At 67.6% G+C, this 24046-nt stretch carries 18 protein-coding genes; 16 read left to right on the top strand and 2 right to left on the bottom strand.

All coding sequences use genetic code 11. The annotated features are described in order from the left end of the window. Positions 1–5: 5 nt before the first annotated feature. Complete coding sequence (locus tag NS4_RS10675; RefSeq protein WP_063059380.1) at positions 6–983, bottom strand: ABC transporter permease; 978 nt, start codon at positions 981–983, stop codon at positions 6–8. Between the two features lie 132 nt (positions 984–1115). On the opposite strand from NS4_RS10675, the gene NS4_RS10670 reads away from it, so the two are divergent. After that, entirely contained in the window at positions 1116–1964 is an 849-nt protein-coding gene (locus tag NS4_RS10670) for a Cof-type HAD-IIB family hydrolase (RefSeq protein ID WP_063059364.1), read from the top strand. Between the two features lie 87 nt (positions 1965–2051). On the opposite strand, the gene NS4_RS10665 is transcribed toward NS4_RS10670, so the two are convergent. Continuing rightward, a complete protein-coding gene (locus NS4_RS10665) occupies positions 2052–4337 on the bottom strand; it encodes an N-acetylmuramoyl-L-alanine amidase (protein WP_084487101.1) in 2286 nt (761 codons plus the stop codon). 409 nt (positions 4338–4746) lie between these two features. On the opposite strand from NS4_RS10665, the gene NS4_RS10660 reads away from it, so the two are divergent. The 15 genes from NS4_RS10660 (at position 4747) to NS4_RS10590 (ending at position 24010) form a co-directional block, all read left to right on the top strand. Then, positions 4747–6207, top strand: coding sequence for a SpoIID/LytB domain-containing protein (locus NS4_RS10660; protein WP_063059363.1), 1461 nt, complete (start codon positions 4747–4749; stop codon positions 6205–6207). 159 nt (positions 6208–6366) lie between these two features. After that, complete coding sequence (locus tag NS4_RS10655) at positions 6367–7140, top strand: MerR family transcriptional regulator (protein WP_063059379.1); 774 nt, start codon at positions 6367–6369, stop codon at positions 7138–7140. A 136-nt stretch (positions 7141–7276) separates the two neighbouring features. Continuing rightward, positions 7277–7972 (top strand): hypothetical protein, encoded by a 696-nt coding sequence (locus NS4_RS10650; protein ID WP_157105991.1) that lies wholly within the window; start codon positions 7277–7279, stop codon positions 7970–7972. Positions 7973–8134: 162 nt separating this feature from the next. Then, positions 8135–9364, top strand: coding sequence for a UDP-galactopyranose mutase (gene glf / locus NS4_RS10645; protein WP_063059361.1), 1230 nt, complete (start codon positions 8135–8137; stop codon positions 9362–9364). After that, positions 9361–11295, top strand: a complete 1935-nt coding sequence (locus tag NS4_RS10640; protein WP_063059360.1) for a glycosyltransferase — start codon at positions 9361–9363, stop codon at positions 11293–11295. Before glf ends, NS4_RS10640 begins: the two co-directional genes overlap by 4 nt. Positions 11296–11300: 5 nt before the next feature. Then, entirely contained in the window at positions 11301–11876 is a 576-nt protein-coding gene (locus NS4_RS10635) for a phosphatase PAP2 family protein (protein ID WP_051164230.1), read from the top strand. Beyond that, the gene (locus NS4_RS10630; RefSeq protein WP_063059359.1) at positions 11869–12795 is read left to right on the top strand and encodes a decaprenyl-phosphate phosphoribosyltransferase; all 927 of its coding nucleotides are present in this window, start codon (positions 11869–11871) and stop codon (positions 12793–12795) included. Before NS4_RS10635 ends, NS4_RS10630 begins: the two co-directional genes overlap by 8 nt. Next, on the top strand, positions 12773–14725 hold the full coding sequence (locus NS4_RS10625) for an arabinofuranosyltransferase AftB family protein (RefSeq protein ID WP_084487098.1): 1953 nt from the start codon (positions 12773–12775) through the stop codon (positions 14723–14725). The genes NS4_RS10630 and NS4_RS10625 overlap by 23 nt, the downstream gene beginning before the upstream one ends. Positions 14726–14895: 170 nt before the next feature. Further along, on the top strand, positions 14896–15984 hold the full coding sequence (locus tag NS4_RS10620) for an alpha/beta hydrolase (protein WP_084487097.1): 1089 nt from the start codon (positions 14896–14898) through the stop codon (positions 15982–15984). A 347-nt stretch (positions 15985–16331) separates the two neighbouring features. After that, complete coding sequence (locus NS4_RS10615) at positions 16332–17321, top strand: alpha/beta hydrolase (protein ID WP_245665266.1); 990 nt, start codon at positions 16332–16334, stop codon at positions 17319–17321. Positions 17322–17761: 440 nt separating this feature from the next. After that, on the top strand, positions 17762–18781 hold the full coding sequence (locus NS4_RS10610; RefSeq protein ID WP_084487096.1) for an alpha/beta hydrolase: 1020 nt from the start codon (positions 17762–17764) through the stop codon (positions 18779–18781). Positions 18782–18963: 182 nt separating this feature from the next. Continuing rightward, positions 18964–20814, top strand: coding sequence for an alpha/beta hydrolase-fold protein (locus tag NS4_RS10605; protein WP_063059356.1), 1851 nt, complete (start codon positions 18964–18966; stop codon positions 20812–20814). A 462-nt stretch (positions 20815–21276) separates the two neighbouring features. Next, entirely contained in the window at positions 21277–21822 is a 546-nt protein-coding gene (locus NS4_RS10600) for a DUF732 domain-containing protein (RefSeq protein WP_063059355.1), read from the top strand. A gap of 6 nt (positions 21823–21828) precedes the next feature. Next, the gene (locus NS4_RS10595; protein WP_063059354.1) at positions 21829–22821 is read left to right on the top strand and encodes a cutinase family protein; all 993 of its coding nucleotides are present in this window, start codon (positions 21829–21831) and stop codon (positions 22819–22821) included. A gap of 169 nt (positions 22822–22990) precedes the next feature. Next, the gene (locus NS4_RS10590; protein ID WP_063059353.1) at positions 22991–24010 is read left to right on the top strand and encodes an LLM class F420-dependent oxidoreductase; all 1020 of its coding nucleotides are present in this window, start codon (positions 22991–22993) and stop codon (positions 24008–24010) included. Positions 24011–24046: the final 36 nt, after the last annotated feature.

The following is a 24046-nucleotide window of genomic DNA, read 5'->3' as shown; positions in this document are numbered from 1 at the left end:
CTCGCTCATGCCACACGCACCCGGGGGTCGAGAATCGCGTAGACGATGTCGGAGAGCAGGCCCGACACCAGGACCACCAGCCCGGCGAACGCGGTCACCGTGGCGACCACGTAGATGTCCTGGGCGTTGATGGAATCGACCAGCCATTCCCCGACGCCGTGCCAGCCGAAGATCTTCTCGGTGAAGGTGGCACCGGTGATCAGCCCGCCGAAGCTGTAGGCGAACAGCGTGGCCATCGGGATGAGGGCGGTCCGCAGACCGTGTTTGTAGAGGGCCCGGTTGCGGGTGAGACCTTTGGCCCGGGCGGTCCGGATGAAATCGCTCTGCAGCACGTCGAGCATGGCATTGCGCTGGTAGCGGCTGTATCCGGCCATTCCGCCCAGGGCCAGGGCCAGGGTGGGCAGAACCAGATGTTGCAGGCGGTCGACCAGTTGGGCGCCCAACCCCTCGATATTGGTCGCCGACGTTTCGCCGGTGTAGAGGAAGATCTGCGTTCCGGTGGCCGAGTTGATCTCGAGGGCACCGAATTTCAGCAGCGTCGCGAGCAGGAACACCGGGGTCGACAGGATCAGCAGTGAGATGACGGTGGTGAAATAGTCACTGAATCTGTACTGGCGGATCGCGCCGGCCGCACCGATCAGCACGCCCAGGACCGTGCCGATGACAGAACCGAGGATCAGCAACCGCAGACTGACTCCGATCCTGCGGCCCAGTTCCTCGCTCACCGGCTGCCCGCCGAGCGTCTCACCGAAATCGCCGTGCACCGCACCCGTCACCCAGGTGACGTAGCGCTGCGGAATCGGTTCGTTCAGATGCAGTTCCTCGGCCTTGGCGTCGATCACCGACTGCGGCGGTCGCGGATTGCGCTGTTCCAGGCTGTCCAGTGGCCGGAAGGTCAGCGAAGCGAGGCTGAAGGTGAGAAAGGACGCCAAGAGCAGCAGCACGACGTAATTGAGCGCCCGTCGTAGCAGAAAGCCGGCCATCATTCCCCTCGATATCAGGTGTAGCCCCTGATCATAGGGAGCGATGCCACGGGATGCGCGACGGACGGCATGCTGCGTGTTCGCCCCGCGAACGGGTACGCCCGCCGGGGGCGCCGCGGCCGACCCAGCAGAATGGAACGGGTGAGCGCAACGCGGCAGACCCGACCGGAACTGGTGGCCTCCGATGTGGACGGCACCCTGATCGATCCCTACGAGCGGGTTTCGGCGCGTACCCGGGCGGTGGTGGGGGCCCTGGTCGCCGACGGGGTGCCGTTCGTGCTGGCCACCGGGCGGCCGCCGCGCTGGATCGCCCCGGTGGTGGCCGGGCTCGGGTTCGCGCCGTTGTGCGTATGCGGAAACGGTGCCGTGCTCTACGACGCCGGAACCGACAAAGTGCTCGGCGCCTCGGTACTGGATGTGGAAACCCTGGCCTGGGTCGCCGATCTCGCGGAGAAGGTGCTGCCGGGATGCGGGCTGGCGGCCGAACGGATCGGCGCCAGCGCGCACGACGCCGCCACCCCGCAATTCGTCAGCTCACCGCAGTACGAGCACGCCTGGCTGAATCCCGACGACACTGCCGTGGCCCGGGACGAGGTCATCGACACCCCGGCGATCAAAATGCTGATCCGGTTACCCGGGGCCCGCAGCGGCGATATGGCGGTGACCCTGGCCGCCCATATCGGCGACCGCGCGGATATCACCTACTCCACCGAACACGGCCTGATCGAGATCTCCGCGCCGGGGGTCACCAAGGCGTCGGGGCTGCGGACTCTCGGGGAGCGGCTCGGAGTCGACCCCGCCGATATGGTCGCGTTCGGCGATATGCCCAACGACATCCCGATGCTGCGCCTGGTCGGGCTGGGGGTCGCGATGGGGCACGCTCATCCGGAGGCGCTCGCGGCTGCCGACGAGATCACCGGGACCAACAGCGAGGACGGGGTCGCGCAGGTCCTGGAACGGTGGTGGCCGGGGGAGGGGTAGGCGGGGTGCCGCCGTGCGGCGGATCACCCATGGAAGACGACCGCGCCGGATCGTGTGTGACACGATCCGGCGCGGCCGGTATGAAGATCAGGCGGGTGGCGGGGGCGGTGCCGCGGGCTCCGGCGGAGACGCCGCCGGTTCCGGCGGAGGTGCCCGCCCGGCCTCGGCGGTGCGGCCCGGACCGGCTTGGGCAGCGGGCGGCGCGGGGCCGACCTGAGCGGCAGGCGCGGGGCCGACCTGAGCGGCAGGCGCGGGGCCGACCTGGGCCGCGGGTGCCGGCGAGTACTGCGGTACCGGTGACTGTCCTTCGGCCGGGGCGGCGGCGGGTGCGGGCGGTGTCGCGACGTCGGGGACCGGGCCTGCGACCTCCGGGACCGGGTCTGTGATCCGGGGATGGGGAACCGGTCCCGCGACCTGGGGAACCGGCCCCGCGACCTGGGGCCCGTGGTCCGCGACCTGCGGCACCGGACCTGCGCCGGGTACCGCGTGCGGTGCGGCGCCGGGCTGCGCGTCCTGCCCCTGTGACTGCTGCTGGTAGGTGTCGTTGTAGGTCTTCCAGACGGTGGTGACGATATCGGCCGCCTGGTTCAGGATCAGCGAGCCGTTCTGGAAGTCGGTGCGCAGCCCCTCGGGTATCGGGTAGGCGTCGCTGAGCGGGAGTCCGAGCGCACCGGCATCGGCGCCGAGCTCCAGGAACCGGTCCAGGACCTTGCCGGCGACCTCGTGCACCCGCCCGTCCGGTGCGGTATAGACGTACCCGTTCACGAATTTCGCGTACTGCTGTCCCTGGCTCGCGGGCATCGGCTCGGACGCGGCCTGGCCGAGCGGCCCGTCCGGTCCACCCTTGGAGACCCAGTACTGCGCGATCACATTGTCGTTCACCATGGTCAGCAGCTTGGCGGTGAGATCGGCCAGCGCGGCCAGATCCGAGCGGGAGGCCTGGCTGCGCGGTGTCGACGACCGGGTCGCGCCCGCTTCGCCGGCGGCTATGGTGCGGATCCGGTCCATCTGCGCGTAGGCGGCATCGCCGGGGCAGCTGGTGTTGCCCACGTCGCGGTGCGCGAATACGACCGGAAGATGTACTTCCTCACCCTGCGCATAAGGGGTGAACTCGGTGCCCTCCGAATACATGATCGTCTGGCCCTCGGGATCCAGATCGGCGACCCGGGCGCGCCAGCCGATGAATTCGCCGGTGGCTTCGATCGAGGCGTCGGTGGGCTGTTCGACCTGGTAGTCGCCCATGATCGCGACTCCGGAAGTGTTTTCGTTGAACCCGCCCGCGTGCGCACCCTGCACCGGTTTGTCCAGACCCCCGTAGCGACCCTCGAAGATCTGCCCGTACTTGTCGACCAGTGCGTTGTACCCCATATCGCACCAGCCCAGGGTCTGCGAGTGGTACGCGTAGATGGCGCGGACGATCCCGGCCGATTCGGATCTGCTGTAGTCGTTGCGGCCGGCCGTGTGGTGCACGGTGATCCCGCCCAGCCCGTCGTCGTAGGTGGGCTCTTGGCAGCGGATCGATTCGTCGGCGCCCCACTGGTTGCGGGTGATCACCCGGGGGCCGCCGCCGGGGAGTGCGGCGGCGATGTCCTGGAGTTGATCGTCGACCGCGCCGCGGCCGGGATCGATGAGGACGGCGGTCAGGTCGGGCGGCTGCTGCGGCCCACCCCCCGCCGCGGCGGGGGTCCGTCCGAGCGGATCATTCCCTTGCTGCTGCGGTTTGCGGGTGACGAGTACCTGCACCGAAGTGGTGTTGCCGACATAGATGGGATCGGTGCCGGTGTGCCCGCCGGCCGTCACGCCGTCGGCGCCGTCGATCGGGTTCGCCTCGTACCACTGGCCCCAGCCGCCGTCGGGCTGTTTCGCCCGGATCATGACGGTGGTGTCCGCCAGGTCCGGAGCGGTCAGGGCGACCATGCTGAAGGGCTGTTCCCGGTTCAATTCCTTGACCTGCGCGCCTACCGCGTCCATGAACTCCGGCGGAATGACGCCGGGGGTGAGGGCGGGGGTGTCCGCGGCCGGTGTCCCGCCCTCGGCCACGAAACCCACCCCGGGCTGCCGTCCGGGCAACCGGCGGCCCGGGTCGGTGGGGGTGGTCGTACCGTTCGGCGTGAGGCCGGGTACGCCCAGTGCCTGCAGATTGCCCAGGCGCAGGTCCGGCAGATCCAGGCCGGTCAGCTCACCCAGTGGCAGCACAGTATCGGGGGCGTCGCGCAGCGCGAGTTCGGTGAGCTGGGGCGGCACCGCCGTGAGTTCGATCTGATCGGTCGATTCGGCCGGGTCGGCGACCATGGGCAACAGGATCGGGCCCGCTACCGCTACTAACGCGACAACCGGCAGTACACAGGAACGCTTCGGTTTGCGGTAGGGCACGAGCTTCTCCAATCAGGGTTGCAACCAGTGATCGGTGAGCAAGTCATGCTTGCGAACTTCAGTCCCACGGACCACACTAGCCACATTCGTCACAAATCTAAACCTGAGGTTGAGGCTTTCCTGTTCGCTCGAATGTAGCTCCCGGAGCGTGGCCGGTCGAAACGACATGCCGACGTCGTACCGAGTCGAAAGCGTCCGGGCTGACGATGGGAGTGCTCGTATGTCATACCGAAACAACATGACCGGGCCGAAAGCCTCAGGGCGTCTGAGGAACCCGCTGGTGGTGCCCGGTATTTCGCAGTCGATGAGAGGCCGGCGGGTCCGTCCAGGCCCATTACTCGTCTGTGGCGTCACCGCTCTGGCCATCGGCGGATCGCTCCTGTGGCCCGGCGGCGGAGAGGTATACCGGATGCTTGCCGAGGCCGGTCCGGGGCACGGGCGCGGCCTGAGTCAGCACGGTGCGCTGCAGAACGCCGACAACGGGCAGAACGTCGATCAGATCCTCGCCTACTACTATCCGGGCGCCGAAATCGGCACCATCGGACCGGCGTCGGTATCGGTCCGGCTGCAGGATCAGGACGGCGCCGACCTGGTCGTCACTTCCGCCACCGGTATGCGGCTCGCCGGGCAGGAGCTGTCGGCGGGCGAGGCTGTCCGGCTCACTCCGCTGCCCGACGGCGGCGCGCACGCGGTGGTCACCCAGGGCTGTGACGGACCGGTTCTCTGGGAGAACCCGATCCAGGATCCGTGGGTCTATCCGATCGATCCGAATCCGAACCGCCCGGCAGCGGAGCATCTGACACTGTGTGGCGGCGGGGCGTACCGCGGGTCGCTGGGCGTGGCCGCCGAGAACGGGGAGACCCGCACTGTCAACCGGGTGGACATCCAGGACTATCTGCTCGGGGTGGTCCCGGCGGAGATGCCGCCGGACTGGGCGCCGGCCGCACTGGAAGCCCAGGCGGTGGCCGCCCGGTCCTACGCGCTCGCCGAAACCCGCTGGCCCTATGCGCAGACCTGCGATACCACCGACTGCCAGGCCTACAGCGGCACCGCCCAGGAGGACCCGCGCACCACCGCCGCGGTGGAAGCCACGGCAGGCCGGGTACTGCTGCGCGACGGGCGGATCCTGCGCGCCGAGTATTCCGCCGCGCCCGACGGCGGGTCGCCGGCCGATATCCGGACTTTCGAGGTGGGACCGACACCCGCCGAACTCACCGTCACCACACCGATGCCGCTGCCGCCGCCGGTGAACCCGCCCACCGGACCCCCGGAAGGTGCCGCCCCGGGCGCCACCGAACCGTGGGACGAGGTCTCACCGGAGGGAAGTAAATCGGGTGCGCCGGCACCGCGCACTCCGGAAGGCTCGCTCCCGGTATCCCCCGATGGCACAGTCCCCGCCATTCCGGGTGTCGCACCGGGCGCGACCCCCTCGCCGATCGACACCGCCTACGCGGAGACGGGCGGTATGCAGGGTGCACTCGGGTTGCCCGTCACTCCGGAACTACCCCTGCCCGAGGACGCGGGCAAGTACCGGCTGTTCGAGAACGGTGTCATCGTCTACACCCCTGACCTGGGCGCACAGGTCGTCGACTTCGACACGCTGATGCAGTTGGTACCCGGTCTCACCGACGGGGCGGGTAGCGCCGAAGCCGACGGCACAGGGCCCGCCGATACCGAATCCGGCAATTCCGGGCCGGGCGCGGCCGAGTCCGAGGCGGCGACGATTCCGGGCCGGATGCCGGCCGGTCGTGTCGCGCCGGAATCCGGAACCCGTCCGGCCGGGTCCGGCACGGTCGAGGGCGACCGCCCCGCGCCGGTGCCCGGCGCCCAGCGGATTCCGACGAGGATGGAGACCACCGAGGTGTTCTAGCCGTCGCCGTCGCCGTACGGCTTGACCTTTACGTAGCGTCAACTTGCAGTCTGGTGGCACAGCATGAGCGGGTAAGGCCCGGAGGCGGCAGCGGAGCGTAACCACGCGGGGCCCCGGTCATGCCCGAAGACACCGACGCGGACGGAAGAGGTGAAGGTCGTGGGCGCGGGCTCCCGCAACGACGAATGGTCTATCCAGGATCTGGCGAAGGCGGCCGGAACCACCAGCCGCACCCTGCGCCACTACGGGCAGCTGGGGTTGTTGCCGCCCAGCCGGATCGGCGTGAACGGATACCGCTACTACGACGAGAGTTCGCTGGTCCGGCTGCAACGGATCCTGCTGTTGCGTGAGCTCGGCGTGGGCCTGCCGGTGATCGGCGAGATCCTCGCCGGGGAGCGCGACGCGATCACCGCGCTGCGTGCCCAGTTGGACCTGCTGCGGCAGGAACAGGACCGGATCGGCCGCCGGATCGTGTCGGTGCACACCATATTGGACAAGTTGGAAAGAGGTGAACGACTCGTGGCGGCAGAAGTTTTCGAGGAATTCGATCACACGCAGTACAAGGACGAGGTCGTCGAGCGCTGGGGCAGGGACGCCTACGAGAACGGCGACCGCTGGTGGCGTTCGCTGAGTGCCGCGGAGAAACAGGCGTTCCAGCAGGCGCAGCTCGATATCGCCGCGGCCTTCGGGCGGGCGCGTGAAGCCGGGCTCACCCCGGACAGTGCCGAGGTCCAGGAGATCACCGCGCGGCATTACGAATGGGTGACCGGCGGCCGGCAGGGCCACCGTCCCGGCGCACAAGAATTCACGGGTCTGGGTGAAATGTATGTCGCCGACGAGCGTTTCGGGGCCAACTACGACGTGCACGCGGAAGGCACGGCGGAGCTGATCCGGGACGCGATGCGTATCTACGCCGAGAACAATCTCGAATAGTGACGGCGTCGTCGGGGTACCCGCACACGAATACGTGTGCGGGTACTTGTGTTTCACATTTGCCGGGAATCGGCGCACCGACGGTCGCCGGCGACGCGCGGTACAGTGCCGGAAACCGTGACGAGGGGGAGGTCCCGTGAATTATCCGTATGGTCGACCGCAGCAGCCGGCTTCGCCATTTCCGGCGCCGCAAATTCCGGCGGCGCCGTATTCGCCGCCGCCCGCCTACCCGGCCCCGCCCGCCCACCAGATGGGCTACGCGCCGGGTCCGCAGTTCGCCGGCGCCTATGGATATCAGGCGCCGCCCAGCGGGGGCACCGGTATCACCGCCGGGATCCTGGCCCTGCTGGGTGGAGTCGCCGGCGCGTTGTCCGCCTGTGGAATGTTCGTGCTCGCCTCGGCCACGTCGGAGAGTTCGCTCACCAATGGCGCCGTCCTGGCCACCGGCGCCCGCCGCCGCACCAGTTCCAGTTCGAGTTCCGGCGGGCCCGATATCGATTTCGATTTCGACCTCGCAGGTACCGGTGTGGTGCTCGGCATCGCCTACAGCATCGTGGCTCTGCTGCTCCTGATCGGCGGCACCCTGCTGCTGCGTCGCAGCAATACCGGGCGGGTGATGGTCATCCTCGGTTGTGTGCTCTCGATCGTGCTGACCGTCGTCGTGGTCGGTGTGGTCGCTGTCGGCGGCGGTATCAGCGTGCTCGGCGCTCCACTCTTCGCGATCCTCACCCTGGTACTGGCCGCCATCGCCCCCACCAAGCGGTGGATCGAGGCCGCCCGCGCGCCCGTTGCGGTCGGTGCCTACGGGGTCGCCCCGTACGGCTACCGCTGACAGTGCCGGTAGAACGCACTTTCCCCGCGCCGGGGCCGGACCGCGCCGGCCCCGGCTCTCGTTTCCCCCGGCAAACGGTGCGGAGAGCCGCTCACCTGGCAATACCCCTGACCTCCCGACTCCGACTGGCGCCGGGAAGCGCTTCCGATACGCTGGGCTCCCGTGACCGCCGCATCGTCTCCGGGTAACTCAGATAACACCGCACAGTTCGACTTGATCGTCGTCGGCTCCGGCTTCTTCGGGCTGACCGTCGCCGAGCGCAGCGCGAACTTACTGGGCAAGAGAGTCCTCGTGCTGGATCGCCGCCCGCATATCGGCGGTAATGCCTATTCGGAACCCGAACCGGAAACCGGTATCGAGATCCACAAATATGGCGCGCATCTGTTCCACACCTCGAACAAACGGGTCTGGGACTATGTCACGCAGTTCACCGAGTTCACCGGCTATCAGCACCGCGTTTTCGCCCTGCACAAAGGTCAGGCGTACCAGTTCCCGATGGGGCTGGGCCTGGTGTCACAATTCTTCGGCCGGTATTTCACCCCGGAGGAGGCGCGCGCGCTGATCGCCGAGCAGGCCGCCGAGATCGAGACCTCCGACGCGCAGAACCTCGAGGAAAAGGCCATTTCGCTGATCGGCCGTCCGCTGTACGAGGCGTTCGTCCGCGACTACACCGCCAAACAGTGGCAGACCGACCCCAAGGAACTGCCCGCCGGCAATATCACCCGGCTCCCGGTCCGCTACACCTTCGACAACCGCTACTTCAACGACACCTACGAGGGCCTGCCCAAAGAGGGGTACACGAAGTGGCTGGAGAACATGGCCGCGAGCGAGTTGATCGAGGTCCGGGTGGACACCGATTGGTTCGACGTCCGTGACGAGCTGCGCGCGCAGAACCCGGACGCTCCGGTGGTCTACACCGGCCCGCTGGACCGCTACTTCGACTACACCGAGGGCGAGCTGGGCTGGCGCACCATCGACTTCGAGACCGAGGTGCTGCCCACCGGCGACTTCCAGGGCACGTCGGTGATGAACTACAACGACGCGGATGCGCCCTACACCCGGATCATCGAGCCGCGGCATTTCCATCCGGAGCGGGACTACCCGACGGACAAGACGGTCATCATGCGCGAGTACTCGCGTTTCGCCAAGACCGGCGACGAACCGTACTATCCGATCAACACCCCCGAGGACCGGGCCAAACTGACCGCGTATCGCGAGCTGGCCAAGAAGGAGACCGCGAACGCGTCGGTCCTGTTCGGTGGCCGCCTCGGTACCTATCAGTACCTGGACATGCACATGGCCATCGCGAGTGCGCTGAACATGTTCGACAATGTGCTGCGCCCGCACCTGGAGACGGGTGCGCCGCTGGCCGAGGAGAACAACGACGTATGACCTCTGCATCATTGGCGCCCAGCGCGTCCGCGACCCGAGCGAAATCGCTGCTGCAACGGGTGATCCTGCCCCGGCCGGGCGAACCGCTCGATGTGCGCACCCTCTACCTGGAGGAGTCGGCGACCAACGCGCGGCGCGCCCACGCCACCACCCGGACCTCGCTGTCGATCGGTGCGGAGTCCGAGGTGTCGTTCTGCACCTACTTCAACGCGCTGCCGGCCAGCTACTGGCGGCGCTGGAGCATGCTCGACTCGGTGGTGCTGCGGCTGGAGCTGGCGGGGCACGGCCGCGTCGACCTGTACCGCTCCAAGGCCGACGGTTCCCGTATCCACGTCCAGGGCCGTGAGTTCGCGGTGGCCTCCGGCGCGGAGACGGTGTCGGTCGAGATGGAGGCCGATTTTGGCCCGTTCGAGGACGGCGGCTGGCTCTGGTTCGACATCACCACCGACACCGCGGTCACCCTGGTGTCCGGAGGCTGGTACGCGCCGGTCGAGGCGCCGGGCCAGGGCCGGATCGCGGTCGGTATGCCGACCTTCAACCGCCCCACCGACGCGGTCACCACACTGAAGGCGCTCGGCGCCGATCCGCTGGTGCTGGCGCAGATCGACGCGGTGATCATCCCCGACCAGGGCACCCGCAAAGTCGTCGACGAGCCCGGATTCGACGAAGCCGCCGCCGTCCTCGGCGACCGGCTCGCCATTCACGATCAGCCGAATCTCGGCGGGTCGGGCGGATACAGCCGGGTGATGTACGAGGCGTTGAAAACCACCAGCGCCGAATTCATCGTCTACATGGACGACGATATCGAGATCGAACCGGATTCGATCCTGCGCGCGCTGGCCTTCGCCCGCTTCGCGAAATCACCGGTGCTGGTGGGCGGCCAGATGCTCAACCTGCAGGAACGTTCCCATCTGCATGTGATGGGTGAGGTCGTCGATCGCAATATATTCATGTGGTCGGCGGCGCCGAATGTCGAATACGACCACGATTTCGCCAAATACCCGCTGCGCGACCGCGACAATTCCAAACTGCTGCACCGGCGTATCGATGTGGATTTCAACGGCTGGTGGACCTGCGTCATACCCCGTCAGGTGGCCGAACAACTCGGCCAGCCGCTGCCGCTGTTCCTGAAATGGGACGACGCCGAATACGGATTGCGCGCCCGGGAGGCCGGCTATCCGACGGTCACTCTGCCCGGTGCCGCGGTCTGGCATATGGCGTGGAGCGACAAGGACGACGCGATCGACTGGCAGGCGTATTTCCATCTGCGCAATCGCCTGGTCGTCGCCGCGCTGCACCAATCGGGCAACGGCCGCGCCATGATCGCAAACACGGTCAAGGCGACCCTCAAACACCTGCTCTGCCTGGAATATTCGACGGTCGCCATCCAGAATCTGGCGATCCGCGATTTCCTGGCCGGTCCGCAACGCCTGTTCGAACTGTTGCCGAGCGCGCTGGGCGCGGTACACGAACTGCGCAAACAGTATCCCGACGCGGTGATCCTGCCCTCGTCCACCGAACTCCCGCTGGCCAGCGGAATCGGGGTCGGCGCGGTCGGTGAGCCCGCCAACCCGATCGCCAAGATCGTGCGGCTCGGTAAGGGCCTGCTGCACAACCTGCGTCCGGCGCACGAGGAGCACCACGACCGGCCCCAGTTGAACGTGCCCACGCTGGACGCGCGCTGGTTCCTGCTCTCGCAGGTCGACGGGGTCACCGTCACCACCGCGGACGGACGCGGGGTGGTGTACCGCAAGCGCGATCCCCGCCAGGCCTACGGCCTGCTCCGGGAGGCGCTGCGGCTGCGCAAGGAACTCGCCGCGCGCCTGCCGGAGATGCGGCAGCGCTACCGGGCCGCGCACGCGGAGCTCACCGGTACGGCCGCGTGGGAGAAGGTTTTCGGGATCGACAGCAGCGAGGAGAGCCAGCGGTGAACGCCATGAACCCGAGCCTGCAGGATTCGGGTACCGGCCGGTCACCGGCGGAAGTCAAGATCCTCGAAGCGGTCCAGGGCGCCATCGCGACCCCACCGGTGATCTCGGCGGCACGCGGTATGTCGCATTTCGGCGAGCACGCACTCGGCTGGGTCGGTATCGCCGCGGTGGGCGCGCTGGTCGACAAACCCAGGCGTCGGCAGTGGGCCGGGGTGGCGGTCGGCGCCGTGGGGGCGCACGCGGCCTCCATCGTGATCAAGCGGATCGTCCGCCGGCCCCGCCCGCACGCGCCATCGGTGCAGGTCAACGTATCGACGCCGAGCAAGCTGAGCTTCCCCTCCTCGCACGCGACCTCGACAACCGCGGCGGCGGTGCTGCTCGGAAAACTGACCGGGCTACCCTTGCCTGCGGTGCTCGTACCGCCGATGTTGCTGTCCAGAGTCGTGCTCGGGGTGCATTACCCCTCCGATGTGCTCGCCGGTTCCGCGCTCGGTGCCGCGTCCGCCGCCGCCCTGCTCGCCGCCGAAAAGAGACTCGACAGTGACCGCACAAGACGAAAAGGCGCTGCCCGCCATGAGTGAAGAGCCCACCGGCGCTGATCTGGCCGAAGCCGAAGTCAAAGGGCCTCCCAAAACGCTGGTCGGTGGCCTGGTCAAGGCAGCTCGTCCGCGCCAGTGGGTGAAGAACGTCCTCGTGCTGGCCGCCCCGATGGCGGCGGGTTCGGTGACCGATCTCGATGTGCTGGCCAATGTCGCCATCGCCTTCGTCGTCTTCTGCATGGCCGCGTCCGGTGTCTACCTGACCAACGACGCGATGGATGTCGAGGCCGACCGGGCCCATCCCACCAAGCGGTTCCGTCCGATCGCCGCCGGTGTGGTCCCGGTGAATCTCGCTTTCGCGTTGTCGGCCGTGCTGCTGCTCGGTTCGCTGGCGCTGTCGTTCCTGGCGTCCTGGCAGTTGGCCGTGACGATGGCCGTGTACATCGGGGTGCAGCTCGCCTACTGCTTCGGTCTCAAACACCAGGCGGTCCTGGACATCTGCATCGTGTCCTCGGGCTTCCTGTTGCGTGCGATCGCCGGCGGGGTGGCGGCGGGGATCCCGCTGTCCCAGTGGTTCCTGCTGATCATGGCGTTCGGGTCGTTGTTCATGGCGGCCGGTAAGCGCTACGCCGAGCTACAGCTGGCGGTGTCCACCGGTGCGAAGATCCGTAAATCGCTGGAGTACTACACCCCGACCTACCTACGGTTCATCTGGAGCCTGGCCGCGACCGCGGTGGTGGTCTTCTACGGTCTGTGGGCCTTCGAACAGGGCGCGGCCAAGGACACCGAATGGTTCGCCCTCTCGATGATCCCGTTCACCATCGCGATCCTGCGCTACGCCGTGGACGTCGACGGTGGTGAAGCCGGTGAACCCGAGGAGATCGCGTTCGGCGATCGCGTCCTGCAGTTGCTCGCCATCGCCTGGATCGGAGCGGTAGGTGTCGCTGTCTATCTCTTCTGACGAGATTGCGGTAGCCGAAACAGAACAGCCCGACGAGCGCGCCGCCACCGAGCGGCGGCGCTCGCCGGGTCGTCCCGTCTCGCGGGCGGTGTTCGCGGGCGGCATCCTGGTGACCGTCGCCCTGTTCGCGTTCGGCGGCTGGGAGCGGCGCTGGATCGCCGACGACGGGCTCATCGTGTTGCGTACCGTGCGCAACCTGCTGGCCGGCAACGGTCCGGTCTTCAACGCGGGCGAACGGGTCGAGACCAATACCAGCACGGCCTGGACCTATGTCGTCTGGTTCTTCAGCTGGCTCACCCAGGGTCGGCTGGAATACGTGGTGCTCGGTGTCGCGCTGACACTTTCGCTGCTGGCGGTGCTGTTCGCGATGCTCGGCACCGGCAAACTCTGGGGCCCGGCGTCGTCGACGCTGCTGCTGCCCGCCGGCGCGCTGGCCTATATCTCCGTGCCGCCCGCTCGCGACTATGTGACCTCCGGTCTGGAGAATTGCCTGGTCATCTGCTGGATCGCCCTGCTGTGGCTGCTGCTGGTGCGGTGGAGCAAGGCCGACCAGCCGACCGTGCCCGGGCTGCTGGGCCTGGCCTTCCTGGCCGGTCTGGCACCGTTGATCCGGCCCGAGATGACCGTGGTGGGCGGCCTGGCCCTGCTGCTGATCTTCTTCGCGCCCATGCCGCGGTCGCGGCTGCGTCCGTGGTTGCTGCGAGGCCTGGTGGTGGCGGTCGCCGGCGCGGTCCCGCTGCTCTACCAGGTCTGGCGGATGGGCTACTACGGCCTGCCCTACCCCAACACCGCGGTCGCCAAGGACGCGGGCGGGGCGAAATGGGGCCAGGGTTTCACCTACCTGTGGGATCTGGCCGGTCCGTACTATCTCTACGTACCGCTTGTCGTCCTGCTGGTCGCGGGCCTGGTGGCCGCGCGGGCGCATTACGTGCGCCCGGATACCGGCACCGTGGTGGACCCGGAGGCCGGTCGGCTGCGGCAGTTCCGGGAGCGGTTGCATTCACCGACGGCGGTGGTGGCGCTGGTGCTCGGCGCCGCGGTGCTGCTGACGATCTACGCGCTGCGTGTCGGCGGCGATTTCATGCACGGGCGGATGCTGCTGCCGCAGCTGTTCCTGTTCCTGCTGCCGGTCGCGGTGCTTCCGGTGCGACTGCCCGAGGGCGGTCTGCGGTCGCTGTCCCGCCGCGAGGCCCCGACTTTCGCGGTGCTGGTCGTCGCGGTGGTGGGCACGGTGGCGTGGGCGCTGCTGGCCTCGGGTACCACGGCGATCAAGACCGGCACCCATATCAACAAGTCCGGGATCGTGGACGAGCGGATCTACTACGTCCTCAACACCGGTCACGATCACCCCATCCGCGCCGAGGACTACCTCGACTACGCCCGGATGCGCCCCATGGTGGAGGCGATCGAGAACACCCCCGACGGCGGTCTACTGCTCAATTCCCCGTCGTTCATGATGTGGTACATCGCCCCGCCGCCGCTGCCCATCCCGCCGGGCGGGTACGGGCATACGGTCTACTTTCTGAACCTCGGCATGACCAGCATGAATGTCCCCCTGGATGTCCGGGTCATCGATCCGATGGGCCTGGCGTTCCCCTTGGCCGCGCACACCGATCGGCTCACCGACGGGCGGATCGGACACGACAAGAGCCTGTATGCGGACTGGGTGATCGTGGAGACCGGCATGGTGGACATCAAGCCCTGGCTGCCCTGGTACATGGACGAGGACTGGGTGAAACAGGCCCGGGTGGCGATGTCGTGCCCGGACACCTACGCGCTGGAACTCTCGTACAAGGGCCCGCTGACATTCGAACGGTTCAAGCACAATCTGCTGCACGCTCTGGATTTCGCGTCGTACCGCATAGACCGGGTGCCGAAATATGAAATTCAGCGCTGTGGTCTCGTCGATCCGATACCACCGGTACGCTGAACTGCTGTTTCCCCGACAGTAGTTCGGCTGTTCGCCGCATCTTCGCATTCCTGGTGGGCGGGTGAACCGCGGTCGGGTTAAAGTGCTGGCGTCCGGCCCCGGCTCGTCCGGGCCGGGGAGCGGTAGTCGTACTGCGCGGCCGTGGGTCGCACGACGGAGGGCGGGAAAACATGCGAGGGGTTATCGGCCGTGGTGTCCGGAGCGCACATCCGGAACGGCGGTGGGGCGGTCGGCTGAAGCGCACGGTGCTGCTGTCCCTGGCCGCCCTGCTCCCGGTCGGTGCCTCGGTGGCCGGTCCCGCGGCTCCGGCATCGGCGCAGTTCGACCCCAGCGGTATCGATTTCTGGGTCGATTCGGAGATGGGACCGATCAAGTCGCGCGTGTTCCGCGCCGCCGACGGCAACACCGGCCGGGTCGTGTACGCCCTGGACGGGATGCGTGCCCGCGACGATCTGAGCGGCTGGGAGATCGATACCGATGTCGCCCGGGAACTGACCAAGTGGAATATCAACGTGGTCATGCCGGTGGGCGGCCGCTCGAGTTTCTACGCGGACTGGAACGCCCCGAGCGATTTCTTCGGACTGGGCAGCTCCGGTAGCGCCGGCGGTGCCACCGGTTCGGCGGCCGATTCGGGTTCGGGCCTGGCCTCGGGTTCGGCGGCCGGAGTCGGGCGGACGACCACCTACAAGTGGGAGACCTTCCTGACCCGCGACCTGCGCTGGGCGCTGCGCGATCGGCTCGGCTTCAACCCGCACGGCAACGGCGTGTTCGGGCTGTCCATGGGTGGCAGTGCGGCCCTGGCGCTGGCGGCCTACCATCCCGATCAGTTCCGCTACGCGGGTTCCTATTCCGGATACCTCAATGTGTCCGCACCCGGCATGCGGGAGGCGCTGCGGGTGGCCATGCTCGATGCCGGCGGCTTCAATATCGACGCCATGGCGCCGCCGTGGAGCCCGCAGTGGCTGCGGATGGATCCGTTCGTGTTCGCGCCGCAGTTGCGCCAACACAACACCCGCCTGTGGATTTCGGCCGGCAGCGGACTCCCGGCCGCCACCGACGGGCTGAGCTTCGACACGGTCAACGCGATGGGTCTGGAGGCGCTGGCGCTGGCCAACACGCGAGCGTTCCAGGTGCGGATGATGTCGCTGGGGGCGAACAACGCCACCTACGACTTCCCCGCGGTCGGCGTGCACAACTGGCGGTACTGGGCGACCGAGGTCTACCGGATGATCCCGGATCTGTCGGCGAACATCGGCTGACCGGGGCGCGCGTCGGACAACCCGGCCGGCTTCTTTGCGCAATCGTTGCCAAGGGGAGTTGCCGGCGGGTCGGGCGATGATTGCGCGCGCCACCTCCCACAAGAGTGTGACCTACGACACCATTTGTGCAACATGAACCCGGGTATAGCCGCTTGGTGCACCAGGAACATGTATCCAGATAACGGCTTCCGTCTCCCGATGGGAGCAGTGGTCTATGTATCCGAGATGGGGCCGGTAACGTAGCTAGGTACTTGCTGTCCGGCTGTCCAGGCGAAAGGTCTAGTCGAATGCGAAGTGCGCGCAGGCCCGGATCGGTGCGTATCCGGCGGTGGGTACAGCGTTGGGCGATGGGGATGGCGGTGGCGCTGCTCGCTCCCCTCGCGGTGGCTCTTTCCGATATCGCGCCCCGGGTCGAGGCGGCCCCCAACCCGGCCGGTTTCGATTTCTGGGTCGACTCCCCGGAGATGGGTCCGATCAGGTCGCGGGTCTTCCGCGCCAAGGACGGCAACACCAACCGGGTGGTCTACGCCCTCGACGGTATGCGGGCCCCCGAAACGCACAGCGGCTGGGAGAACGACACCGATGTCGCCAACGCGCTGACCGACTGGAATATCAACGTCGTCATGCCGATCGGCGGTATGTCCAGCTTCTACGCGGACTGGAACGCGCCGAGTTCCTTCTTCGGGCTCCCGCCGACGGGTTCGTCCTCGGGTTCCGGGGCCATGAACGTCATCTCCGAGGGCCCGGGCAAGAGCTACCGCTACGCCTGGGAGACCTTCATCAACCAGCATCTGCGATGGGCTCTGCGCGACCGGCTCGGCTTCAACCCGAACCGCAACGGCGTATTCGGTCTGTCGATGGGTGGCAGCGGCGCCCTCGCCCTGGCCGCCTACCACTCGGACCAGTTCAGCTTCGCCGGGTCCTACTCCGGCTACCTCAATGTCTCCGCGCCCGGTATGCGCGAGGCCCTGCGGGCCGCCATGATCGACGCAGGCGGCTACAACGTGGATTCCATGGCGCCGCCCTGGGGCCCGCAGTGGCTGCGGATGGATCCGTTCGTCTTCGCGCCACTGCTTCGCGACCACAACACCCGGTTGTGGATCTCCGCCGGCAGCGCGCTGCCCGGGGACGCCGACGGGTTCACCGGCAACACGATCACCGGTATGGGACTCGAGGCGCTCGCATTGGCCAACACCCGGGCGTTCCAGGTGCGGATGATGACGCTCGGCGCGAACAATGTCACCTACTCGTTCCCGGCGACCGGTATTCACTCCTGGACCTACTGGGAGGCCGAGGTGTATCGGATGCTTCCCGATTTGTCGGCGAATATCGGATAACGGCAGTTCGGGGTCTCGTGCGAGAGACTCCGAACCCGCAGCGGTGTGCCCGCCCCGGAGGATTCCTCCGGGGCGGGCACACTACTGTCGATGGGAATTCGTCCTCGGTTCGTATTCCGTTACACAAGCCAGGTCGGAGCGCGATTTCGATAACAGCCGAATATCCCGGCCCGCCGAGACATCAACGCCCCGGCAAGGTATCGTCACGGGGCGATCACAGCGGTTCTCGCGGCGGATTTCGGCCATCGGATCAGCACGGCCTTGCTTAGGCCCGATGAGGTCGAATAAAGTCCTCCGAGCACATCTGTGACCAGATCGTTGTAGCGCTGTCGGCCCCGCGGTAGGTCGGGACCCGGCCGCCGGCGCCGCCGAGGAGAAACGGGGTGTTGTCCGCGCAGCGGTAGCGACAACGCCACAACAGCAGAAAGAGAGCAGAATTCATGCGTTTCGGCAGGGCAGCCGGCCCGAAGAGAAGTACCGGGTCCTCGCGGGCACCCCGCGGTTGGCGTAACCGGATTCTGGCTATCGGTGCGGCAGTGCTCGCGCTACCCGTCGCGGCAGGTATCGCGGCCCCGACCGCCCTGGCTTCGCCCGCGGCACCGGTCAAGCGCGGCGCCTTCGAAGAACTGATGGTTCCCTCGAGCATGGGCCCGATCAAGGTCCAGGTCCAGTGGGCGGCGCGCGGCGGCAACGCCGGGCTCTACCTGCTCGACGGCCTGCGCGCCCGTGACGATCGCAACGCCTGGTCGTTCGAGACCAACGCGCTCCAGCAGTTCGGCAACGACAACATCTCCCTGATCATGCCGGTCGGTGGACAGTCGAGCTTCTACGCCGACTGGTACTCGCCCAGTAACACCAACGGGCAGAAGTTCACCTACAAGTGGGAGACCTTCCTGACCCGGGAACTCCCCGCCTTCCTCGAGGGCCACGGCGTCTCGCGGACCAACAACGCGATCGCGGGCCTGTCCATGGGTGGTAGCGCCGCCCTGGCCCTGGCCGCCTACCACCGCGACCAGTTCCGCTCGGCCGCCGCCTACTCCGGCTACCTGAACATCTCGGCGCCGGGTATGCGTGAGGCCATCCGTATCGCCATGCTGGACGCGGGCCGCTACAACGTCGACTCGATGGCCGCGCCGTGGAGCCCGCAGTGGCTGCGGATGGACCCGTTCGTGTTCGCCCCGCAGCTGCGTGGCCTGCCCATGTACATCTCGGCGGCCAGCGGCCTGCCCGGCCCGTACGACAAGCCGGCCGGTGCGGTCGGTGCGTTCAACACCGGTAACGCCATGGCGCTGGAAGCGCTGTCGCTGGTGAACACCCGTGCCTTCCAGGCCCGTCTGAAGACGCTGGGCATCAACGCCCACTTCGACTTCCCGAACGTGGGCACCCACTCCTGGAAGTACTGGGAGGGCCAGCTCTTCGCCTCGCGCAAGATGTTCCTGGATTCCACCAACGGCTGGTGATCGAAGGTACGCCATCCGGTTGCCGCTGAACCGATAGATCCACCCAACGGCGCCACCCGCTTCGTATCGAAGCAGGTGGCGCCGTTGTCGTAGGTGCTCGTCGTGGTGGTGAACCGGTTTGCTGTCCGCGCGTCCTACCGGGTATCCGCACGCCACGGCGGTACAAACAGTGGGTGGCAGGGATGACACGCGCAAACGGGGGGACGACGGTCGGCCGGTCCCGTGGACGCGCCCGGCGGCAGCTGACGGCCTGGGCCGCCGCGCTGGTGCTTCCCTTCGCCGCGGCGCAGGTGCCCGCCCTCGCCCAGCCGACCGCCGCCGCGTCCCCTGCCGCGATCCGGAATGTGGTCTGGCACACCGACCGCGATGTGGCCGTCTGGGTCGATTCGCCCGCCATGGGGGCTCCGATCCAGGTGCGGTTGCTGCTGGCCCGGGATTGGAACACCCAGCCCGACGCGAAATTCCCGGTGCTGTACATGCTCGACGGCCTGCGCGCCACCGACGACGAGAGCGGCTGGATCAGGGAAGCCGGGGCGGTGGATTTCTACGCGGACAAGAACACGACCGTGGTGCTGCCGGTCGGTGGGCAATCGAGTTTCTACTCCGACTGGCTGCAACCGGACAACGGCAAGAACTACAAATGGGAGACCTTTCTCACCAAGGAGCTCCCCCCGCTGCTGGAGAGCCAGTGGCGCGCCACCTCGACCAGGGGAATCGCCGGACTGTCCATGGGCGGAACGGCCGCAATGTTCCTGGCCGCGCGCAATCCCGAGTTCGTGGAATATGCCGCCTCCTATTCGGGATTTCTCACCACCACCAGCCTCGGTATGCCGCAGGCTATTCGGCTGGCAATGGTCGACGCCGGCGGCTTCGACTCCGATGCCATGTGGGGACCGCCCGGAAGCCCGCAGTGGGAAGAACACGATCCACTGCTGCTCGCAGACCGGCTGAAAGGTAAATCGCTCTACATCTCCAGCGGGACCGGTGTCTCCGGCAAACACGACGAGGGCAGCGAAATTCCGGGGGTGAGCACGAATATGTTCGGGATGGGCCTGGAGACACTCGCCCTGCTGACCTCACAGAACTTCGTGGACAAACTCGGCGAGCTGGAAATCCCCGCGACCGTGAACTACCGGGCCGCGGGCACCCACACCTGGCCGTATTGGGATTTCGAAATGCGGCAGTCGTGGCCCCAGGCCGCCGGAGCGCTCGGAGTGCCCGCCGGGAAGCCGGAATGCGCAGTCACCGGCGCCATCGGCGCGGTCGCCGGCGGCAACGGCTGGCTCGGCGACTGTCTCACCGGCGAATACCAGGTGCCCGGCGGGCTGGCACAGGATTTCCGCCACGGCCGCGTCTTCTACTCCCCGGACGGCGGCGCGTATCCGGTGGCGGGCCGGATCGGCGGGGGCTACCAGGCGGCGGCCGGGCCCCAGGGCGGCCTCGGTCTGCCGACCGGCGCCGAACAGCCGCTACCGGACGGCCGCGGCCGTTTCCAGCCGTTCCGACACGGCTCGCTCTACTGGACTCCGGAAACCGGCGCGCAGATGGTGCGCGGAGCGATTCTCGAGGAATGGGGCAGGCAGGGTTTCGAGGGCGGCCCCGCGCGCTACCCCGTCGGCCCCGAAGTGAAGACGCCGAACCGCGATGGCGCGGTCCAGTCCTTCGAAGGCGGGCCCTTCTACTTCAGCCCTGCCACCGGTGCACATCGTGTCGAGGGGATGATCCTGGCCAAGTACGCCGAACTCGGCTTCGAGAACAGCCGGCTCGGCTTCCCGGCCGCCGCCCAGGCCCCGCTGAAAGACCTCGGCCAGTTCACCCGCTTCGAGGGTGGCTCCATCTATTGGAGCCCCCTGTCCGGCGCGTGGGCGGTCCGCGACGGGCCCATCATGGACGCCTGGCGTGACGCGGGTTACGAGAACGGGCGGCTCGGCTTCCCCATCAGCGACGAATTCCCGATCCCGGGTGGGGTTCAGCAGAACTTCCAGCGCGGTTTCATCACCGTCCGGGACAACCGCGCCGAAGTCCACGGTTGATCGCCGCGCGGAAGTGAGACGCGTCACTCGATGCGACCACGGTGGTGCCTCACCGTGGTCGAGAGCGCAGCAGCCGTCGGCCGTCAGAGCGGACTCGCATGCCGACATGGACGCCCGATGCCCACACAACCTCCATGAGTCGAGTTTGGGCGACACCTCCACGGATTGAGGCCCGCCTCGACCCTTCGCCGAAGGTGCCCAATTGCCCGCCTCCCGCGAACGGCCGACCGCACATCGCATGAGCGAAGCTCGGGTCCCGAGGCCGAAACGGCGAGACCGAGGGGGCCTCGACCCCCGCGCGCCAGCGCGCAGAAAACACAGCTACTACCCTCGGGGGTCGCGGCCCGGGGTAACCCGCCGGGCCGGACGCACACCCGACCGTCAACCCAGTGGTTCGGCGGCCCTGACTCGAGCGGCCGTGAACCCGGGCGCATCCGTGCGCCGGAACACAGGATGGAATGTATGTATCGGACCCGAGGCACACTGCTGGCAGTGGTGGCGGCGGTGGCGGCCGCCGGATTGCTCGCCGGCTGCGGCAGCGACGACTCGACCGCCACCGGCACCCCGACGCTGTCGACTTCGGCCCGCACGACGTCCGCGAGTGCGGCCCCGGTGCCTTCGAGCGAGAGCCAGGCCCCCGCGCCGGCGCCGGAAGGTGAAACGCCCGCGCCCGAGCAGCCGGCCGAACCCGAGGCTCCGGCCGAGGAGCCGGAGCGTCCCGCCCCGGTCCCGCCGCAGGAAACCGACACCGGGAATCTCGGTGCCAAGGAGCAGACTTTCGTCGACGAGCTGGCCAAACAGGGTGTCACCCCGTCTTCCCCGGATATCGCGCTGAGCATCGGCAACTACGTCTGCCAGGGTGTGGCCGCCGGGACCTCCGATGCCGATATGGCCACCTTCGTGAACGCGATGGCCGGTTCGGATCCGTCGTTCGACCCCGCCAAGATGCCGGTGGAGCAGGCGGGCCAGATCTACATCAGCACCGCCAAAGCGCATTACTGCCAGTGATAGCCGATGAGTAGAGGACGTACCGGGTCTCGTCGGTCCCGGCCCAAGGGTTGTCTGACATTGCTCGCGGTGGGAGTCGTCGGGCTCGTCATCGTGATCCTGCTCTGGTACCTGCTGGCCGGCTGCCTGCGGGAACCCGGCCCCGGCCCGGGCCCCAAGCCGGGGCCGGAGGAGCCGACCAGCCAGCCCGCGAGCTGCCCGGATGTGCAGATGATCTCGGTGCCGGGCACCTGGGAGTCCAGCAGCACCGACGACCCGTACAACCCGACGGCCAACCCGGCCTCGCTCATGCTCAATGTGAGCAATCCGGTCCGGGAACAGTTCCCCAAGGGCCGGGTCGACGTCTACACCGTCCCCTACATCGCGCAGTTCTCCAATCCGATCGCCATTCCGCCGGACGGGCAGGCCTCCTACAACGCCAGCCGCACCGAGGGCAGCCGGCGGACCTTCGATTTCCTGACCCAGCGCCACCAGGAGTGCCCGCTCACCACCTATGTGCTGGCCGGGTTCTCGCAGGGTGCGGTGATCGTCGGTGATATCGCCGAACAGATCGGCAAGGGCAACGGTCCGGTGCCCGCGCAGCGAGTGCTCGGGGTCACCTTGATCGCCGATGGGCGGCGGTCCGGCGAGACCGGTGACGGTCAGCCGATCCAGGTCGGCACCCCGCCGCCCGGCGTAGGCGCGGAAGTGGCGCTGGCCGGGTTGACCGTTCCGGGAATCACCATGACCGGTGTCCGTAAAGAGGGATTCGGCGAATTGGCCGACCGGGTGTACACGATCTGCGCGCCCGGCGACCTGATCTGCGACGCGCCCCGCAACGCGCTGAGTCCGGCCAATATTCTCGGCAGTATCGGTACCCTCGCGCAGGCCGTGGGCAACCCGGTGCACAGCCTCTACCACAACTTCGTGGTCGACCCGGACGGCACAACCGCCACCCAGTGGGCGGCCGACTGGGCGGTCGGCCTCGTCGGCAGCGCGCCGTCTCCACCGCACTCGTGATCCGCGTATCCGGCCCAGACGTCGCCGTAGCGGACGTCTTGTGACAATTCACCGCAGTCAGCGTGTTCCCCGCTGCCTGGCAGGCTGTAAAGTGCGCTGGTGATCGCGCATCCCGGGCCCTGCGCCGGCACGGGGTTCGCAGACTTCCGATATCCAGGAGCATGAGTTCATGACAGAAGCCGCCGCACCGGTGGATGAGTTGAGCGCGCTGGGCACCCCGCTGCGTAAGTTCCGCTTCGCGGCAGCGGGTGAGGGAAACAAGCAGGAGGGCGGCGCCCGCAAGTTCATCCAGACGGCGCAGCAGGCCGAGGAGTACGGCTACGACACTTTCGTGGTGCCCGATCATCTCGGTGACCAAATCGGCCCGATCGCGGCATTGGGCGCGCTCACCCAGGCCACCGACCGGATCCGCCTCGGTACCTCCGTGCTGGCCAACGGTTTTCGGCATCCCGTGGTGCTGGCCAAGGATCTGGCCACCATCGATGTGCTGTCGAAGGGCCGGCTCGAGGTGGGGATCGGCGCCGGCTGGAAGGCCGACGAGTTCGAGGCCGCCGGGCTGGACTACGACCGGCCCGGGGTGCGCCTGGCCAAGCTCGACGAAACACTGACCATTCTCGACACGCTGTTGCGCGGTCAGGAGTGCACTTTCGAAGGCAAGTACTACCAGGTGCGGGGTGTCAAGGGGACCCCACGGCCGCGGCAGGGCCCGCGGCCGCCGCTGTGCACTGGCGGCGGCGGTCCCAGGATGCTGAAACTCGCCGCGAAGCACGCCGACATCATTTCCATCGTTCCGGTCACCACGTCGAACGGTAAAGGCCTGCTGTCGGGCATCACGCTCGAGAAGACCATCGAGAAGGTGAACCTGATCAAGGAGGCCGCCGGGGACCGGTTCGAGCAGATCGAGCTGAACTGGGCGATCACGGCCATCGTCATCACCGACGACCGGGAGAAGACCGCCGAAATGGCGCTGTCGGCCATCGAGCGCGGGTTGCATCCCGATCTGGAAGTCGACGTGAAGCTGTCGGTCGAGGAGATCTTGAGCTCGCCGTATGTGGCGATCGGCACGTTCGAGGAGATCGCCGATCAGATGCGCCGTGTGCGGCAGCTCACCGGGATGTCCTACGTGGGGATATTCCCCACCCAGATGGACGCATTCGCGCCGGTGATTCCTTTGCTCCGGGAGGAGTGAGAAGCTCGTCTCTGTAACATGTCTCTGGTTTGAGAA

Source organism: Nocardia sienata NBRC 100364 (assembly GCF_001613205.1).
In the GTDB taxonomy this organism is placed as follows: domain Bacteria; phylum Actinomycetota; class Actinomycetes; order Mycobacteriales; family Mycobacteriaceae; genus Nocardia; species Nocardia sienata.
This window is presented reverse-complemented; position numbering and strand designations above follow the sequence as displayed.

Coding starts and splice junctions, on each gene's coding strand:
- NS4_RS10660 (WP_063059363.1), top strand. CDS start 4,747: ATGCTTGCCGAGGCCGGTCCGGGGCACGGGCGCGGCCTGAGTCAGCAC.
- NS4_RS10640 (WP_063059360.1), top strand. CDS start 9,361: ATGACCTCTGCATCATTGGCGCCCAGCGCGTCCGCGACCCGAGCGAAA.
- NS4_RS10615 (WP_245665266.1), top strand. CDS start 16,332: ATGGGGATGGCGGTGGCGCTGCTCGCTCCCCTCGCGGTGGCTCTTTCC.
- NS4_RS10620 (WP_084487097.1), top strand. CDS start 14,896: ATGCGAGGGGTTATCGGCCGTGGTGTCCGGAGCGCACATCCGGAACGG.
- NS4_RS10630 (WP_063059359.1), top strand. CDS start 11,869: ATGAGTGAAGAGCCCACCGGCGCTGATCTGGCCGAAGCCGAAGTCAAA.
- NS4_RS10670 (WP_063059364.1), top strand. CDS start 1,116: ATGGAACGGGTGAGCGCAACGCGGCAGACCCGACCGGAACTGGTGGCC.
- NS4_RS10605 (WP_063059356.1), top strand. CDS start 18,964: ATGACACGCGCAAACGGGGGGACGACGGTCGGCCGGTCCCGTGGACGC.
- NS4_RS10635 (WP_051164230.1), top strand. CDS start 11,301: ATGAACCCGAGCCTGCAGGATTCGGGTACCGGCCGGTCACCGGCGGAA.
- NS4_RS10590 (WP_063059353.1), top strand. CDS start 22,991: ATGACAGAAGCCGCCGCACCGGTGGATGAGTTGAGCGCGCTGGGCACC.
- NS4_RS10600 (WP_063059355.1), top strand. CDS start 21,277: ATGTATCGGACCCGAGGCACACTGCTGGCAGTGGTGGCGGCGGTGGCG.
- NS4_RS10595 (WP_063059354.1), top strand. CDS start 21,829: ATGAGTAGAGGACGTACCGGGTCTCGTCGGTCCCGGCCCAAGGGTTGT.
- NS4_RS10675 (WP_063059380.1), bottom strand. CDS start 983: ATGGCCGGCTTTCTGCTACGACGGGCGCTCAATTACGTCGTGCTGCTG.
- NS4_RS10610 (WP_084487096.1), top strand. CDS start 17,762: ATGCGTTTCGGCAGGGCAGCCGGCCCGAAGAGAAGTACCGGGTCCTCG.